11 protein-coding genes are annotated in these 14852 nt (G+C 65.1%); 6 read left to right on the forward strand and 5 right to left on the reverse strand.

What is annotated here, in order from left to right:
- Positions 1-45 precede the first annotated feature (45 nt).
- The 6 genes from LMTR21_RS00635 (at position 46) to LMTR21_RS00660 (ending at position 6169) form a co-directional block, all read left to right on the forward strand.
- Positions 46-705 (forward strand): phosphoribosylanthranilate isomerase, encoded by a 660-nt coding sequence (locus LMTR21_RS00635; protein ID WP_065752469.1) that lies wholly within the window; start codon positions 46-48, stop codon positions 703-705.
- A complete protein-coding gene (gene trpB, locus LMTR21_RS00640; protein ID WP_065752470.1) occupies positions 702-1919 on the forward strand; it encodes a tryptophan synthase subunit beta in 1218 nt (405 codons plus the stop codon). Before LMTR21_RS00635 ends, trpB begins: the two co-directional genes overlap by 4 nt.
- Positions 1916-2752 carry a tryptophan synthase subunit alpha gene (gene trpA, locus LMTR21_RS00645; RefSeq protein WP_065752471.1) on the forward strand — a complete coding sequence of 279 codons (837 nt, stop codon included), beginning with the start codon at positions 1916-1918 and terminating at the stop codon, positions 2750-2752. Before trpB ends, trpA begins: the two co-directional genes overlap by 4 nt.
- A 155-nt stretch (positions 2753-2907) precedes the next feature.
- Positions 2908-3849, forward strand: coding sequence for an acetyl-CoA carboxylase, carboxyltransferase subunit beta (accD, locus tag LMTR21_RS00650; RefSeq protein ID WP_065752472.1), 942 nt, complete (start codon positions 2908-2910; stop codon positions 3847-3849).
- Between the two features lie 92 nt (positions 3850-3941).
- Entirely contained in the window at positions 3942-5186 is a 1245-nt protein-coding gene (locus LMTR21_RS00655) for a bifunctional folylpolyglutamate synthase/dihydrofolate synthase (protein WP_430642615.1), read from the forward strand.
- Between the two features lie 242 nt (positions 5187-5428).
- Positions 5429-6169: a metallophosphoesterase family protein gene (locus LMTR21_RS00660; RefSeq protein WP_065752474.1), complete on the forward strand. Its 741-nt coding sequence runs from the start codon at positions 5429-5431 to the stop codon at positions 6167-6169.
- A gap of 166 nt (positions 6170-6335) precedes the next feature.
- On the opposite strand, the gene trxA is transcribed toward LMTR21_RS00660, so the two are convergent.
- The 5 genes from trxA to LMTR21_RS00685 all read right to left on the reverse strand — a co-directional run bounded on the left by trxA (position 6336) and on the right by LMTR21_RS00685 (position 14848).
- Positions 6336-6656: a thioredoxin gene (trxA, locus tag LMTR21_RS00665; protein WP_065752475.1), complete on the reverse strand. Its 321-nt coding sequence runs from the start codon at positions 6654-6656 to the stop codon at positions 6336-6338.
- Between the two features lie 104 nt (positions 6657-6760).
- Complete coding sequence (gene addA, locus LMTR21_RS00670; RefSeq protein WP_065752476.1) at positions 6761-10261, reverse strand: double-strand break repair helicase AddA; 3501 nt, start codon at positions 10259-10261, stop codon at positions 6761-6763.
- Positions 10255-13401 (reverse strand): double-strand break repair protein AddB, encoded by a 3147-nt coding sequence (addB, locus tag LMTR21_RS00675; protein WP_065752477.1) that lies wholly within the window; start codon positions 13399-13401, stop codon positions 10255-10257. The genes addA and addB overlap by 7 nt, the downstream gene beginning before the upstream one ends.
- Before the next feature lie 269 nt (positions 13402-13670).
- Positions 13671-14393 (reverse strand): nucleotidyltransferase family protein, encoded by a 723-nt coding sequence (locus tag LMTR21_RS00680; RefSeq protein ID WP_065752478.1) that lies wholly within the window; start codon positions 14391-14393, stop codon positions 13671-13673.
- 131 nt (positions 14394-14524) lie between these two features.
- Positions 14525-14848: a PilZ domain-containing protein gene (locus LMTR21_RS00685; protein WP_065752479.1), complete on the reverse strand. Its 324-nt coding sequence runs from the start codon at positions 14846-14848 to the stop codon at positions 14525-14527.
- Positions 14849-14852: the final 4 nt, after the last annotated feature.

Here is a 14852-nt window from a genome sequence, read left to right on the forward strand (position 1 = left end):
CGGTTCCAGCCGGTTACGGGGCTCGAACTATGCGCCTGAGAGACCATGTCCCTGCTCGTCAAAATTTGCGGCCTGTCCACGCGCGAGACGCTCGAGGTAGCGCTCTCGGCGGGCGCCGACATGGCGGGCTTCGTGTTCTTTCCGCCGTCGCCGCGCCATCTCAGCCTCGAGGTCGCGCGCGAACTCGGTAAGCAGGCCAAGGGCCGCGCGACCAAGGTGGCGCTGACGGTCGATGCCGACGATGCGACGCTGGAAAACATCGTCGAGACGCTGCGGCCGGATCTCCTGCAACTGCACGGCAAGGAAACCATCGCGCGGGTGCGCGACATCAAGGCGAAGTTTTCCCTTCCGGTGATGAAGGTGATCGCAGTCGAAACGTCAGCCGATCTCGCCGCGTTACCGGGCTACGCCAGCGTTGCCGATCGCATCCTGTTCGACGCCCGCGCGCCGAAGGGCGCTACTCGCCCCGGCGGGCTGGGCGCCGTGTTCGACTGGCACGTGCTGGAAAAGCTCGATCTCCAACTGCCGTTCATGGTCTCGGGCGGCCTTACCGTCGACAACGTGGCGGAGGCCATTCGCGTCACCCGCGCCGGCGGCGTCGATGTATCCTCCGGCGTTGAAAGTTCGCCCGGCGTCAAGGATCCCGAGCTGATCCGCAATTTCATTCGCGCCGCGCGCGCCACCGAAGAACTGATGGTCCGATGAATCCCAACCTGCCCAATTCATTCCGCACCGGTCCCGACGAACGCGGGCATTTCGGCAATTTCGGCGGCCGCTTCGTCGCGGAAACGCTGATGCCGCTGATCCTCGATCTGGAAAAAGCCTATGCGGCGGCCAAGGCCGATCCGTCGTTCCAGACCGAGATGAACGGCTATCTCAAGGACTATGTCGGCCGGCCGTCGCCGCTCTATTTCGCCGAGCGGCTCACCGAGCATCTCGGCGGCGCCAAGATCTATCTGAAGCGCGAAGAGCTGAACCATACCGGCTCGCACAAGGTGAACAATGTGCTCGGCCAGATCATGGTCGCGCGGCGCATGGGCAAGAAGCGCATCATCGCCGAGACCGGCGCCGGCCAGCATGGCGTTGCCACCGCGACGCTGTGCGCGCGCTTTGGCCTGGAATGCGTGGTCTATATGGGCGCAGTGGATGTCGCCCGTCAGGCGCCGAACGTGTTCCGCATGGAGATGCTGGGTGCCAAGGTCGTGCCGGTGCAGTCAGGCACGCGCACGCTGAAGGACGCCATGAACGAGGCGCTGCGCGACTGGGTCACCAACGTGCACAACACCTTCTACTGTATCGGCACGGTGGCGGGGCCGCATCCCTATCCGATGATGGTACGCGACTTCCAGTCGGTGATCGGCGAGGAAACCCGCAAGCAGATGCAGGAGGCTGAGGGCCGATTGCCGGATTCGCTGGTCGCCTGCATCGGCGGCGGCTCCAACGCGATGGGCCTGTTTCATCCGTTCCTCGACGATCCATCGGTCGAAATTTTTGGCGTCGAAGCGGCGGGCCATGGGCTGACGCAACTCCATGCCGCCTCGATCGCGGGCGGTCGGGCCGGCGTGTTGCATGGCAACCGCACCTATCTGCTGATGGACGATGACGGCCAGATCCAGGATGCGCATTCGATCTCGGCGGGCCTCGACTATCCCGGCATCGGCCCCGAGCATTCCTGGCTGCACGAGACCGGCCGCGTCACCTATCTTTCCGCGACCGACGACGAAGCGCTTGCCGCCTTCATGCTGCTGTCGCGGCTGGAAGGCATTCCGCCCGCGCTGGAGTCGGCGCACGCAATCGCCAAGGTGACCGAGCTCGCGCCGAAGCGGCCGAAGGACCATCTGATGGTGGTCAATCTTTCCGGCCGTGGCGACAAGGACATTCCGCAGATCACGGAGATATTGAAAGGCAAGAAGCAGTGACTACCCGTATCGACGCACGCTTTGCCGAACTCGCAAAACAAGGCCGCTCGGCTTTCGTCACCTTCCTGATGGCCGGCGATCCCGATCCGAAGACATCGCTCGACATCATCAAGGCGCTGCCCAAGGCCGGCGCCGATATCATCGAGATCGGCATGCCCTTCACCGATCCGATGGCGGACGGTCCGTCGATCCAGGCCGCGGGCCTGCGCGCACTCAAGGGCGGCATGACCCTGCGGAAGACGCTCGAGATGGTGCGCGGCTTCCGCAAGGAGGACGACACCACGCCGCTGGTGCTGATGGGCTATTACAATCCGATCTACATCTACGGGGTCGACAAGTTTCTCGCCGACGCCAAGGTCGCCGGCGTCGACGGCCTCATCATCGTCGACCTGCCGCCGGAGGAGGACGACGAGCTCTGCATCCCCGCGCTGAAGGCCGGGCTCAACTTCATCCGGCTCGCGACGCCGACGACCGACGACAAACGTCTGCCCGCCGTGCTCGCGAATACCTCCGGCTTCGTCTACTACGTCTCGATCACCGGTATCACCGGCGCCGCCGCGGCCGATTCGAAGGCCGTCGGCGATGCGGTCGCCCGTATCAAGCGCCACACCAAGCTTCCGGTCTGTGTCGGCTTCGGCATCCGCACCCCGCAGGCGGCGCGCGCGATCGCTGAAAAGGCCAATGGCGCCGTGGTCGGTACCGCCCTGGTCGATGCGCTGCGCGACAGCCTCGACACAAAAGGGCAGGCGACCACCAAGACGGTGGCCGCAGTGGCCGACCTGGTGGCGTCGCTGGCGCAGGGCGTCCGGGGCGCGAAGCAGGCTGCGGAATAAGCCACAATTGAGTGGAATTAGGCGGGCATGATCCGGAAAAGTGGAGGCCGGTTTTCCGAAAAGATCATGCCCAAACTGAGAGGTGGCGGCTTGTTGGGTTTGGTTCGGGCCGCCATATATGCGAGGCAATGCGTTAACCGCATTCGGAGCGAAACATGAATTGGCTCACCAACGTCGTCAGGCCAAAAATCCGCAACATCCTGCGCCGCGAGACGCCGGAGAATCTGTGGATCAAGTGCCCGGATTCCGGGCAGCTCGTATTCTACAAGGACGTCGAGGCCAACCAGTTCGTCATCCCCGGCTCGAACTACCACATGCGCATGGGCGCGGTGGCGCGGCTGAAGTCGATCTTCGACAACGAGACCTGGTACGACATCGCGTTGCCCGAAGTGACGGCCGATCCGCTGAAGTTTCGCGATGAGCGCAAATATGTCGACCGTATCAAGGATGCCCGCGCCAAGACCGGGCTGAACGACGCCATCAAGGTCGGCTTCGGCAAGCTGGAAGGCGCCGGCGTCGTCATCGCGGTGCAGGATTTCGATTTCATGGGCGGCTCGCTCGGCATGGCCGCGGGCGAAGCGATCGTGCGCGGGCTGGAGCTCGCGCTCGAAAAGAAGTCGCCCTTCATCATGTTTGCCGCCTCCGGCGGCGCGCGCATGCAGGAAGGCATCCTGTCGCTGATGCAGATGCCGCGCACCACTGTCGGCGTGCAGATGCTGCGCGAAGCGAAGCTGCCCTACATCGTGGTGCTGACCAATCCGACCACCGGCGGCGTTACCGCGTCCTATGCCATGTTGGGAGACGTTCATATTGCCGAGCCGGGTGCGCTGATCGGCTTCGCCGGTGCGCGCGTGATCGAGCAGACCATCCGCGAGAAGCTGCCGGAAGGATTCCAGCGCGCCGAATATCTGCTCGACCACGGCATGGTCGACATGGTCGTGCATCGCCACGAGATGCGCCCGACGCTGGCGCGACTGTGCCGGATCCTGACCAAATCGCCGCCGCTCGAAACAGTCTCCAAGCCTTCGCCGCAGGTCACGGACCCCGCCCAGATCGTCTCGGCGCCGGAAGCCGTGCCGGCCGCGCCCCACGCGTGAACCTGTCGGGCGCCAATCCGCAGCCGCTCGGTGAATTGATCGCGCGGCTGTCTGCCTTGCATCCGAAGCGTATCGATCTCAGCCTCGATCGCATGCACCGCCTGCTGGCGCGGCTCGATCATCCGGAGCGGACGCTGCCGCCGGTGATCCATATCGCCGGCACCAATGGCAAGGGCTCCACCATCGCTTACCTGCGCGCGATCCTCGAAGCTGCAGGACTCCACGTCCACGTCTACACCTCGCCCTATCTTGTGCGGATCAACGAATGCTATCGCATCGGCGAGAGCGGCGGTGGACGGCTGGCTGATGATGCCGAGTTGCGCCGTGTGCTGGAGCATTGCGAACAGGTCAATGCCGGCGAGCCGGTCACGATTTTCGAGATGGAAACCGCGGCGGCGTTTTGCCTGTTCGCGGAACATGATGCCGATGTCGTGCTGCTGGAAACCGGTCTTGGCGGGCGGCTGGACGCCACCAACGTCATCGACCGACCGATCGCCACCGTCATCACGCCGGTCAGCATGGACCATACCGAATTTCTCGGCAGTTCGCTTACCGCGATCGCCGGCGAGAAGGCCGCCATCGTCAAGCGCGGTGCGCCGGTGATCTGCGCGGAGCAGGCGGCGGAGGCGATGGCGGTGATCGAGGCGCAGGCCAATCGCATGCGCGCGCCGCTGCATGCGGCGGGCCAGCAGTGGCATGTCGGCGTCGAACGCGGACGGCTGGTCTATCAGGACGAGCGCGGCCTGATGGATCTGGCGGCGCCAAAGCTGTTCGGGCGGCATCAGTTCGATAATGCCGGGCTTGCGATCGCAACCTTGCGCGCAATCGAGGCGTTCAGGATCGGCATGCCGGCATTCGAGGCTGGCATCGTTGGGGCCGAATGGCCGGCGCGCATGCAGCGGCTGGTCGCCGGCGCGCTGGTCGATCAGGGGCCGAAGGGCTGCGAGATCTGGCTCGACGGCGGACACAATGCCGAGGGTGGTCGTGTTGCTGCGGCGGCGCTCGGCGATCTCGAAGAGCGGGTGTCGCGGCCGCTGGTGGTGATCGCGGGCATGATGGCGAACAAGGATGCCGGCGCGTTCCTCGCCAATTTCGCAGGCCTCACGCGCCACATCGTGGCGGTGCCGATTCCCGGCCGCGACAACGCGATGCCGCCGGACCGGCTGGCGGACGCGGCGCGCGCGCTCGGCATGCGCGTGGAAAATGCTGCAAGCGTTGAAGCGGCGCTGCACGCATTGTCGCGTCTCGCTTATGAAGTGCCGCCGCGGATTTTGATTACCGGCTCGCTTTATCTCGCCGGCCATGTGCTCGCGATCAACGGCACGCCGCCGGGTTAGAAATTAAATGACCGCTGGAATTGCTTCCAGCGGTCGGCCGGGAAAAAATAATTGATTGTTTATGAATTCGCCAGCCCCGGTCTTTGCAAAGAGTAGCCAAGGCGTCTGGATGCTGCGAGCGGGAACCCTGGTTCCGCAATAGGAAACAAGGATAATGTTGCAGGCTGGTTTCACCCAAATGAGGTAGAGGCTGCAGCATCGTTCTTGCACCGTGAGACACGACTGGGGGAGCCGTAATCAACATGCGTTTTGCCGCGATTGCCGACGTCCATGGAAACTATCTCGCGCTGGAAGCGGTCCTTGCCGACATCCGGGCGCAGGGCATCGAGGAGATCGTCAATCTCGGCGACATGGCGAGCGGCCCGCTCGACGCGCGGCGCACCATGGATGCGCTGATGGCGCTCGATGCCGTTCACGTGCTCGGCAATCACGATCGCTGGCTGATCGATCGGCCGCCGGAGAAGATGGGATCGTGGGACCGGCCCGCTTATGCGCAACTCGGCATCGAGCATCTCGATTGGTTGCGCAAGGTGCCATCAACGCAGGTATTTCGCGAGCAGGTGTTTCTCTGCCACGCGACGCCTGCCGACGATAATGTTTACTGGCTTGAGACCGTGACGCCTGACGGCTCGGTCAGGATGTCTTCGTTGGAGGCCATCGAAAAAGAAGCGGAGGGAATCTCGCAGTCGTTGATTCTGTGCGCGCATACCCACATCGCGCGCGCGGTGCGGCTCGGCGACGGACGCCTGGTGGTCAATCCCGGCAGCGTCGGTAGTCCCGGCTTTTCCTACAATGTGCCGTTTCCGCACCTGATGGAGGCGGGGACGCCCGACGCCCGCTACGCAGTTCTCGAACTGGCATCGGGAAGCTGGCGCGTGACCTTCCGTCATGTGCCATACGATAGCGATGCCATGGCGGCATTGGCTCGCCGCAATGGCGATCCTGAATTTGCCTCCGCGCTGGCGACGGGATGGGTTCGGTGAACAATTCGTAGCCCGAATGGAGCGAAGCGTAATCGGGGAGGATCGTGCCGCAAACAGAGAGTCCCGGGTTGCGCTTCGCTCCACGCGGGCTACGAGATCATTCGCCACGAAAACAAAACGGCCGGCTATTCGCCGGCCGTTGTCGGAAAAATTCTAAAAGAGCCGATCAGACCGCCGCGGTGATCCACTGCTGCAGCTTCGCCTTCGGCGCGGCGCCGACCTGGCGGGAGGCCATTTCGCCGCCCTTGAAGATCATCAGGGTCGGGATCGACATCACGCCATATTTCGAGGCCGTCTTCGGGCTCTCGTCGACGTTCAGCTTGACGATCTTGACCTTGTCGCCCATGGCGCCGGAAATCTCGTCGAGCGCGGGCGCGATCATGCGGCAGGGGCCGCACCATTCGGCCCAGAAGTCGACGACCACTGGCCCTTGCGCTTTAAGCACTTCGGCTTCGAAATCGGCGTCAGAAACCTTGCCAACGGCCATTGGAATTACCTCGTTCGGTTAGAAATTAAGGGGCGCGGTCAAGAATCGCGCCCTGGGATGATGTGGCAAACCTATGAACGCGATCCTGCCGGGTCAAGCTCGGGTCACGCCGAGATGATGGATGCCAGCTCGGCCTCCAGCGCGGGGGCCGAAATCTCCATTAATTCAGAGGTTTCGGTCCAGAGCAGCGCGGCCCGGACCGGGAGCCGGGGATAAAGCTTGCCGAGCACCGCCCGGTACAGCGCGAGCTGGCGGACATAGCCGCGCGGGGCCTCCTCGGGCCGGCTTGGCGGGGTGTGGTTGGTCTTGAAATCGACGATCAGGACCTCGCTGTCCGTGACCACGAGGCGATCGATCTGTCCGGACACCAGGGCCGGGCGTCCGCCCGGTCGCTCCAGCCGCCCGACGATCGAGACCTCGGCCCGGCTGCCAGGGGCAAACACGGGCGCAAAGCGCGCGTCCGCGATCAGGGCAAGCGTGGTTTCGGCGAGCCGCTGCCGCTCGTCTTCGGCCCAGCCATCGGCATTGCGGGCCAGATGGGCCAGCGCGGCTTCGCGGCGGCGCTCGGCGGCGATTTCGGGCAGCGACTGCAGCAGCCGGTGCACCAGCGTGCCGCGCTGCAGGGCGCGGGCGCGCTGGATGAGCGATTCGGCCGTCCGTACCGGCTGATGCCCGCTGTCCGCGGGGTCGGAGGGGCGCAGCAGGCTTTCCGGCGAGATTTCGGGCTGTGCCGGGGTCAGCAGCCAGCTCGGCAGAACGATCGGCGCTGCTGAGGACGGCGCGGCCGCCGGAGCGACCGATGGCGCAGTCTCCTCCATCCGCGCATAGCGCTTCACCCGGCCTGCGGGCGTTTCGATCTCCTGAAGCTGCAATCCGGAACCGTCGAGCCCCTTGGTGATCAGATCGTACCAGGACTGTGGCCGGACGCTCTTCATGTTGCCGGGCATGCAGCCGCCGACGACCAGCCGGTCCGCCGCACGCGTCATCGCGACATAGAGCAGGCGGCGGTACTCATCCTCGGTATCGCCGATCATCGCCGCGCGGGCGGCGACGACAGCGGGCGGATCCTCGGCCTTGCGGCCGGCCCAGACCACGACACCGGGGGCATGCGGATCGGCATTGCCGACCGGCAGGTTGATGAGCTTCAGGCGCTGCGTATCCGAGGGCGAGGTCGTGGTATCAACCAGGAAGACGACGGAAGCTTCCAGGCCCTTGGCGCCATGCACCGTCATGACGCGGACCTCGTCGCGCGAAATTTCCATGTCGCGTTTCACTTCGAGGTCCGCCGTGCGCAACCAGGCCATAAAACCCTGCAGAGAGGCCGGCGCCTTGCGTTCGTAATTCAGCGCCAGTTCCAGGAACTCGTCGAGTGCGTCGTTGGCCTCGTGCCCGAGCCGCCGCAGGATGCGCGCGCGGCCGCCGTCGCCGCCGAGCAGCCAGGCATAGAACGCAAACGGCGTTTCGCTGGCGAAGCGGCGTTCGCATTGCTCGAGCCGCCACAGCGCGTCTCTCAGGCGGCCGTCGGCCGCGGCGCGTGCGCTCAATGCGGCGCGCAAAGAGGAGCCTTTGCGATCGAAGGCAATCTTGAACAGGTCGTCGTCGTCGAGTCCGAACAGCGGACTCTTCAATGCCACCGCCAGCGCCAGATCGTCCTGCGGCAGCAAGAGCGCGTCGGCGAGGTTCATCAGGTCGATGATGGCGATGTGCTCGGTCAGCTTGAGACGGTCGGCGCCGGCGACCGGAATCCCGGCATGCTTCAGCGCCTGGATCACGGCATCGAACGCGTTGCCGCGTCGGCGCACCAGCACCAGCATGTCGCCATAGCGCAGCGGCCGGCGGTCGCCTTTGCTGCCGGTCATGGCGCGGCTCGCCACCAGCGCCTTGATCTCGGCCTGAATGCGCCGGGCGAGCTTCACCTCGGGGCTGGTCGCGGCGACGCCATCGAATGGCGCACGCCAGCCTTCGATGTCCTGCCGGTCATCGGCTTCCGCGAGCTCCCAAAGATCGATCTGGCTCGGCCCTGCATCGGCCAGCGCATGATGGATCGGATTGCCGATATCGACCGCGTGAATGCTGCGAAATATCTCCTGCTCGCGAAACACCTGGTCCACCGCATGCAGGATCGCCGGTCCCGAACGGAACGAATAGGTAAAGGACACCGGATCGAACTTCAGCCCGGCGCCCTCGAACTTCCGCTGCAATGCGCGGCGGCGCAGGTCGAATTCGCGCGGGGCCGCGCCCTGAAACGAAAAGATCGACTGCTTCTCGTCGCCGACGGCGAACACCGTTCGCACGATGCCGTCGCGCGCGCCCGCTCCGGAAGTGAATTCGGAGATGATGTGCGCGACGATGTCCCATTGCCGCGGGCTGGTATCCTGTGCCTCGTCGATCAGCACATGATCGACGCCGCGGTCGAGCTTGTAATGCACCCAGCCCGAGGCGACGCGATCGAGCATGGCCAGCGTCCTGTCGATCAAATCGTCATAGTCGAGCAGGCCACGCTCCTGCTTCTCGCGGCGATAGTTCGCCGCAGCCGCGGTCGCGATATAGAGCAGGGCTTCGGTGCGGTCGCGCGCCACCACCGCGCGGCGGCGTTCGATCAGCGGGCCGAGACGACGGGCTTCGGATTCGAACAGACGTCCAACAGCTGGATTGTCCCGCGCAAAATTCTTCGTCACCACGGATTTGCGTGGCGCACGATCGGCGTCGGTGAGGAATACGCAAAGATACTCCTCCACCTGGGCAGCGCCGGAAAACATCAACGCCGCGCGAAGCTGTGCGGCCTGGCCCTGGTCGGTTTTGCTCCCGCTATCCAGAGCGGACGCGATTTCCGGCCAGAGCGATCGCGGCAGGTTTGGCCCGTCCAATATCTCGCGCTCGACGTCCTCGATGCGATCACCGGGATCGACACCGAGCGCTGCCGAAATTTGCGCAGCGGCGGCTTGCGCGCTGCCGGCGGCATCCGTCCAGGCCATGAAATGATCGCGGCTGAGACAGGCCTCGCGCACCACGTCCTTGAAGGTGACATCGGCGGCGCTCGCCATCGCCGTCATCAGCGCGCGCCCGGTGGCGCTGTCGGGATTGCGCGACGCTTCGAGAAAAACGGCGAGATTGGCACGCTCCATCATCTCGTTCTGGTCGCGGTCGTCGAGTACGGCGAACCGCGCGGGCACGTTGGCTTCGAACGGGAACTGCTGCAGCAGCCGCGTGCACAGCGCGTGGATGGTCTGCACCTTCAGTCCGCCCGGCGTCTCCAGCGCACAGGCGAACAGTTTGCGCGCCGATTTGCGCAGGCGTGCGCCGGGATGGGCGATGCCGGCCTCGCGGATCGCCGCATCCAGTGCGTCGTCATCGAGCGTCACCCAATGGCCGAGCGTGGTGAACACGCGCTCGGCCATGTTGGCGGCGGCAGCTTTGGTAAAGGTGATGCAGAGGATCTTTTCCGGCGCGACGCCGTCGAGCAGCAGCCGGATCACCCGCTGCACCAGCACGTGCGTCTTGCCCGAGCCGGCATTCGCCGAAACGAAAGCGGAGGCCGCCGGATCGGACGCGCGCGCCTGGGTGGCGCGAACCGCGTCGGGAATGGTGCGCCGAGCCTTCACCATTCCTCGATCCCCAGGCCGCCGGCCGCCGACCATTCCTTGATGCGGGCGAGATCGTCATAGGCGCCGTAGCGGTTCGACCACATCGACAGGTTCAGCGAGGTGTAGGCCGTCTCCACGTTCTCGAATTTGCGGATCAGCGCTTCAAGCTGCTCGCGGGCGTAATCGGCCGCCTTGTCCGGCGGCTGCGGCGTGTCGTTGCTTCTGATCTTCAGTTCCAGCGAGCGCTGTTCGCCGGGCGGATTATTGCCGCTGAGGCGGACATACACGAGTTCGCCGACGGACGAGCCGGCGTGGATGTTCTCAAAACCGCCCTCGCGCAGGATTGCGGCCTCCAGCGTCAGTTGCGGCGACAGGCCCATCCGCACCTGCTTGCCGGTCGGAGGCTGGCCGGTCTTGTAATCGAGGATCGCAAAGCTGCCGTCATGGCGCTGCTCGATCCGGTCGGCGCGCGCCGACAGCGTGAAGATGCGTTCGTTATCGAGCGGAATCTTGATCTCGCCTTTGATCTCGGCGGCAATTTTCTCGATGTCGTCGCGCCGCGCCTCTTCCCAATCCGCAAACCAGTTGGCGATGCGCTGAAACCGTGGCCACCACAGCGCCCGTGCCTCGGGACGCTCCATCAATGGTGCGAAAAATTTCTCGCCGATGCCGCGCAGCACCAGCGCCGGCTGCGGGGGCAGCGCGTCGGCAAATTTCTGCGTGAACTCGCCGAGCGCGTCATGGATCGCCGAGCCGCGATCGGCCGCCGACAACGGCATGTCGACGGGGTCGAGCGGATCGAGCCGCAGGATATGTCTCGCGTAGATCGTATAGGGATCGCGCAACCAGTCCTCGATCGCCGTGACCGACAGTTTTGTCGGCCGCGTCTCGACCGGCGGCTTCGGCGCGGGCTGTGCGATCGGTTCGACCGCGTCGGGCTGATCCAGCTCCGCGGCGAAGCGGACGTAGTTTTCCCCGGCGCTTTTCGCCTCATGCCAGCGCGCTTCGCCGGCCACCGCCTCCAGCCGATGCAGGAAACGCGAGGCAACCGCCGGCGCGCCGCCGACCTTGGCCGAATGGGTCAGGATCACATCATCCGTTCCCAACGATTGCGCAAAGTCATGTGCGGAGAGGCCGATGCGCCGCTCCGGCAGGTCGAGGCCGAGTTCGTGGCGCATCGGCCGGCTCAGCCACGGATCGACCCGCGGCGCCGGCGGCCATACGCCTTCGACCAGGCCGCCGAGAATGACGCGGTCGGATTCGGTGAGCCGCGCTTCGAGTTGGCCGTAAATCTGCAACTGCGCATTCGCCGATTCCGGCCGTCGCACCATGCGGTCGGCATAGGCGGTCTGGAACACCTCGGGGTAATCGCCGAGCTGGACCATCAGGCCGCTCGACTTCTGCTCCGCGAGCAGGTCGTCGAACGCCGCTGACAGTGCCGATCCCTGGGCTTCCTCGAAGGCAACGGCGACGCCGTGTTGATCCGAAGACAATGCAATCAGGATCTCGCGATGGCGCACCGCCAGTTCGGCGAAATCGTACGGCTTGGACGAGCCCATGATTTCCAACGGCGCCAGCGCCTTCTGTAGCGCCGCGATCAGCGTTTGCGCCTGATCGAGTTCGTCATCCCGCAGTTTCGCGCGCAACTCGGCGGCGTGAAGCGAGGAGGTCTCCTTGCTCCGGAGCTTCCCGAGTTCGACACGGAAACGCTCGAAGTCGCGCACAAGGCCGCTCGTTCCCGCCTGCGGACGGGTGCCGCGCAGCAGCGCCAGTTCGAGGGTTTCGATGGCGTGCTTGAACGCACCGGATGCGCCGCCGAGCCGGAACAGCGGATGCTTCAACAGCGCGAGCAGCGTCGGCGGCTCCAGGCCCGTGGCGGCGGCTTCCGCAGCAAGGCGAGCAAAAATGCCGCTCGGCGTGTCCATCAGCGCGTCGCCGCCGGAATCGTCGAATGCGAGATTCCAGCGCCGCAGCGCCGCCATCACCCGCCGCGCCAGTGCGCGATCCGGTGTCACCAGCGCCGCTGATTTATTCAGGTGCCGCGCCTCGCGCATCGCCACCGCAATCGCCAGCGCCTCCATTTCCGAGCTTGGCGCTTCGACCACCGCGAGCTTCGTCATGCCGGCGGCGATCTTCGCGGCAACATCCGGCTGCGCCAGTCGGTCATGCCATTGCTCGGTCGCCGTGGAGGGGCGCATCGTCTCCGACATCAGGACCTCGCGGCCCTGCGGTGCCGGCGTGCCGAGGATTTCAACGTCGCTACGCTTGATGCCGAAGCGATCCAGCAATCCCTGCATCGCGAATTGCGGATGGTTCGAGGAAGGCTGGGTGGTGAACTTGCCTTGCGCGTCCCTGATGCCGCCGATCGTTTGCCAGGCTTCCTCGTCCAAATCGGTGTCGAGCCCGGGCAGCACCACCGCGCCCTGTTTCAGGTGGGCGACGGCGTTGAGGAATTTTGCGGTTGCCGGCATCGAACCGGTCGAACCTGCCGCAACCACCGGCCCCTCATGATGTGCGGTCAGGCGCGCGGCTTCCGCCTCGATCAGGCGGTCGCGCCGTTCGGCGGGTTCGATCCGGCCGATTTCCTTCAAATGCTCTGGCCACGCCTGGCGCGCGATGCGCAGGAACTCCAGCGAGTGCTGCCAGTATTTGTCGAACTGGTCGGGCACCAGTTTGTCGAGCGCTTCCCAGGCGACGCCGCGCGTCACCATGTCGTCCATCAGCCGCGCCAGATCGCCGGCCAGTGCCAGCGTCGAGGCCGGGCCGCCGACCACGAGCGGCGCCGACACCGGGCTCTTCGCCCAGGCCGCCACCAGATGCGCCAGCGTCAGGCGGCGCTCCAATTCGCCGAGCCGTGGCGGAATGTCGAGCGGTGTCACGCCGCTGAACTGTTCGGAGCCTTCCGCAAACGCCAGCTCGTCCTCGTCGATGTCGCCCAGCGCCACGATGCGCGGCAGGATCGCGGCATCGGTCTTCAGCTCATCGAGAAAGATTTCGCGCGCCAGCCGCAGGGCGCGCCGGGTCGGCAGATAAAGCGTCGCGCGCGCGAGATTGAGCGGATCCCTGCGCGCCTCGAATCCCTCGACCAGCCGGCCGTCAACCAGCGCCGCGATGACGGTGCGCAGGAGAGGTACGGAGACGGGAACGCTGAAAACGCGCATGGGCTGCCTGATTCGAGGTCAGGCGTAATATAGGGATCGATGAGGGAGAGGTCATGCGGGCGAGGGCGGCGTCCCCGCTACTCACTGCCAAAGCAGTCCGGGCCCCACTCTACTTTGCATGGGGTTGTTTTCGAGATTTTTTGTCTGAGCGCGGCGGAGCCGGTGCGTAGGGTGGGCAAAGCGAAGCGTGCCCACCATTCTCGTCGGGATTCGGGGATGCATGGTGGGCACGGCGCGAAGCGCCTTTGCCCACCCTACGGGTCGAGGAATTACGCCACGCTTTCCAGAAACGCCTCTTCCGCGGCCTGCACCGCGTCGGGGGTTCCGACGTGCATCCAGACGCCGTCGAGCCGCAGCCCGAACAGCCGCTCCTGCTCGTTGGCGCGGTCGAACATCCTGGTCAGCGAAAATTCACCTTTGGGCGCGTCGGCAAACAGCGACGGCGACATGATCGCAGCGCCGGCATAGACGAACGGCACCACCTGATGCTCGCGCCGCTTGCGCAGCGCACCGTCCGGCAGCATGGCGTAGTCGCCACGGCCGCCATAACCGATGCTACTGGTGGTCGGCGCCATCAACAGCAGGATGTCCATGCGATCGGGATCGAAAGTCTCGGCGAGCCGCTCCAGATTGGGCCGCACGCCATCGATCCACATCGTGTCGGCGTTGAGGTGAAAGAACGGCTCCGTGCCGAGCAGCGGCAGCGCCTTCACCACCGCGCCGCCGGTGCCGAGCACCTGGTCGCGTTCGTCGGAAATGATGATGTGGGGCCGCTTGCGGCTTGCGGTGTGCTGGATGATCTGGTCGGGCAGGTAGTGCACGTTGACCACGGCCTCGGCGACGCCGGCACCGGCGAGCTTGTCCAGCACGTGATCGAGCAGCGGCTGGCCGGCCACGCTCACCAGCGGTTTCGGCATGTGGTCGGTCAGCGGGCGCATGCGCAGGCCGAGACCGGCGGCAAGGACCATGGCTTTGGTGGGCGTAACGGACATCTGTGGAATTTCTCGAACCATTCAAAATCGCGCCGCGGATCATACCACGGCGATTCGCTTGAACCCAGCAACCATGAGGCCTTAGTGGCCGCTCATGACGACCGTACGACGGCCGCTGGCGCTATCCGGACTCAGGCTTCAGCGTCCTCGGTCCCGCGCTTGGCCGCCTTCTTTTTCTTGTCGCCCTGCTTCAGGAAATTGACGCCGATCTGGTCGCCATTGACCCAGGCCAGTTCGCAGCGCCGATAGGCCAGTCCGGTGGACGACAGCAGCAGGAAAAATTCTTTCAGGTGCAGGCCCTCGACCGAACCTTCGACCGTCAGCTTGGCGCCGGTCTCGGAGACATCTTCCATGGTGCAGTCACGCCGCCAGGTGCCGTCGATTCCCATCATGTGCGCCGCAAAGCCGCGCTCGAATACGACCCGATCTCCCCGGCGCCGCTCCGCCCCCGCCATGGCT

The sequence above is a fragment of the Bradyrhizobium paxllaeri genome, assembly GCF_001693515.2.
Classification (GTDB): Bacteria; Pseudomonadota; Alphaproteobacteria; order Rhizobiales; family Xanthobacteraceae; genus Bradyrhizobium; species Bradyrhizobium paxllaeri.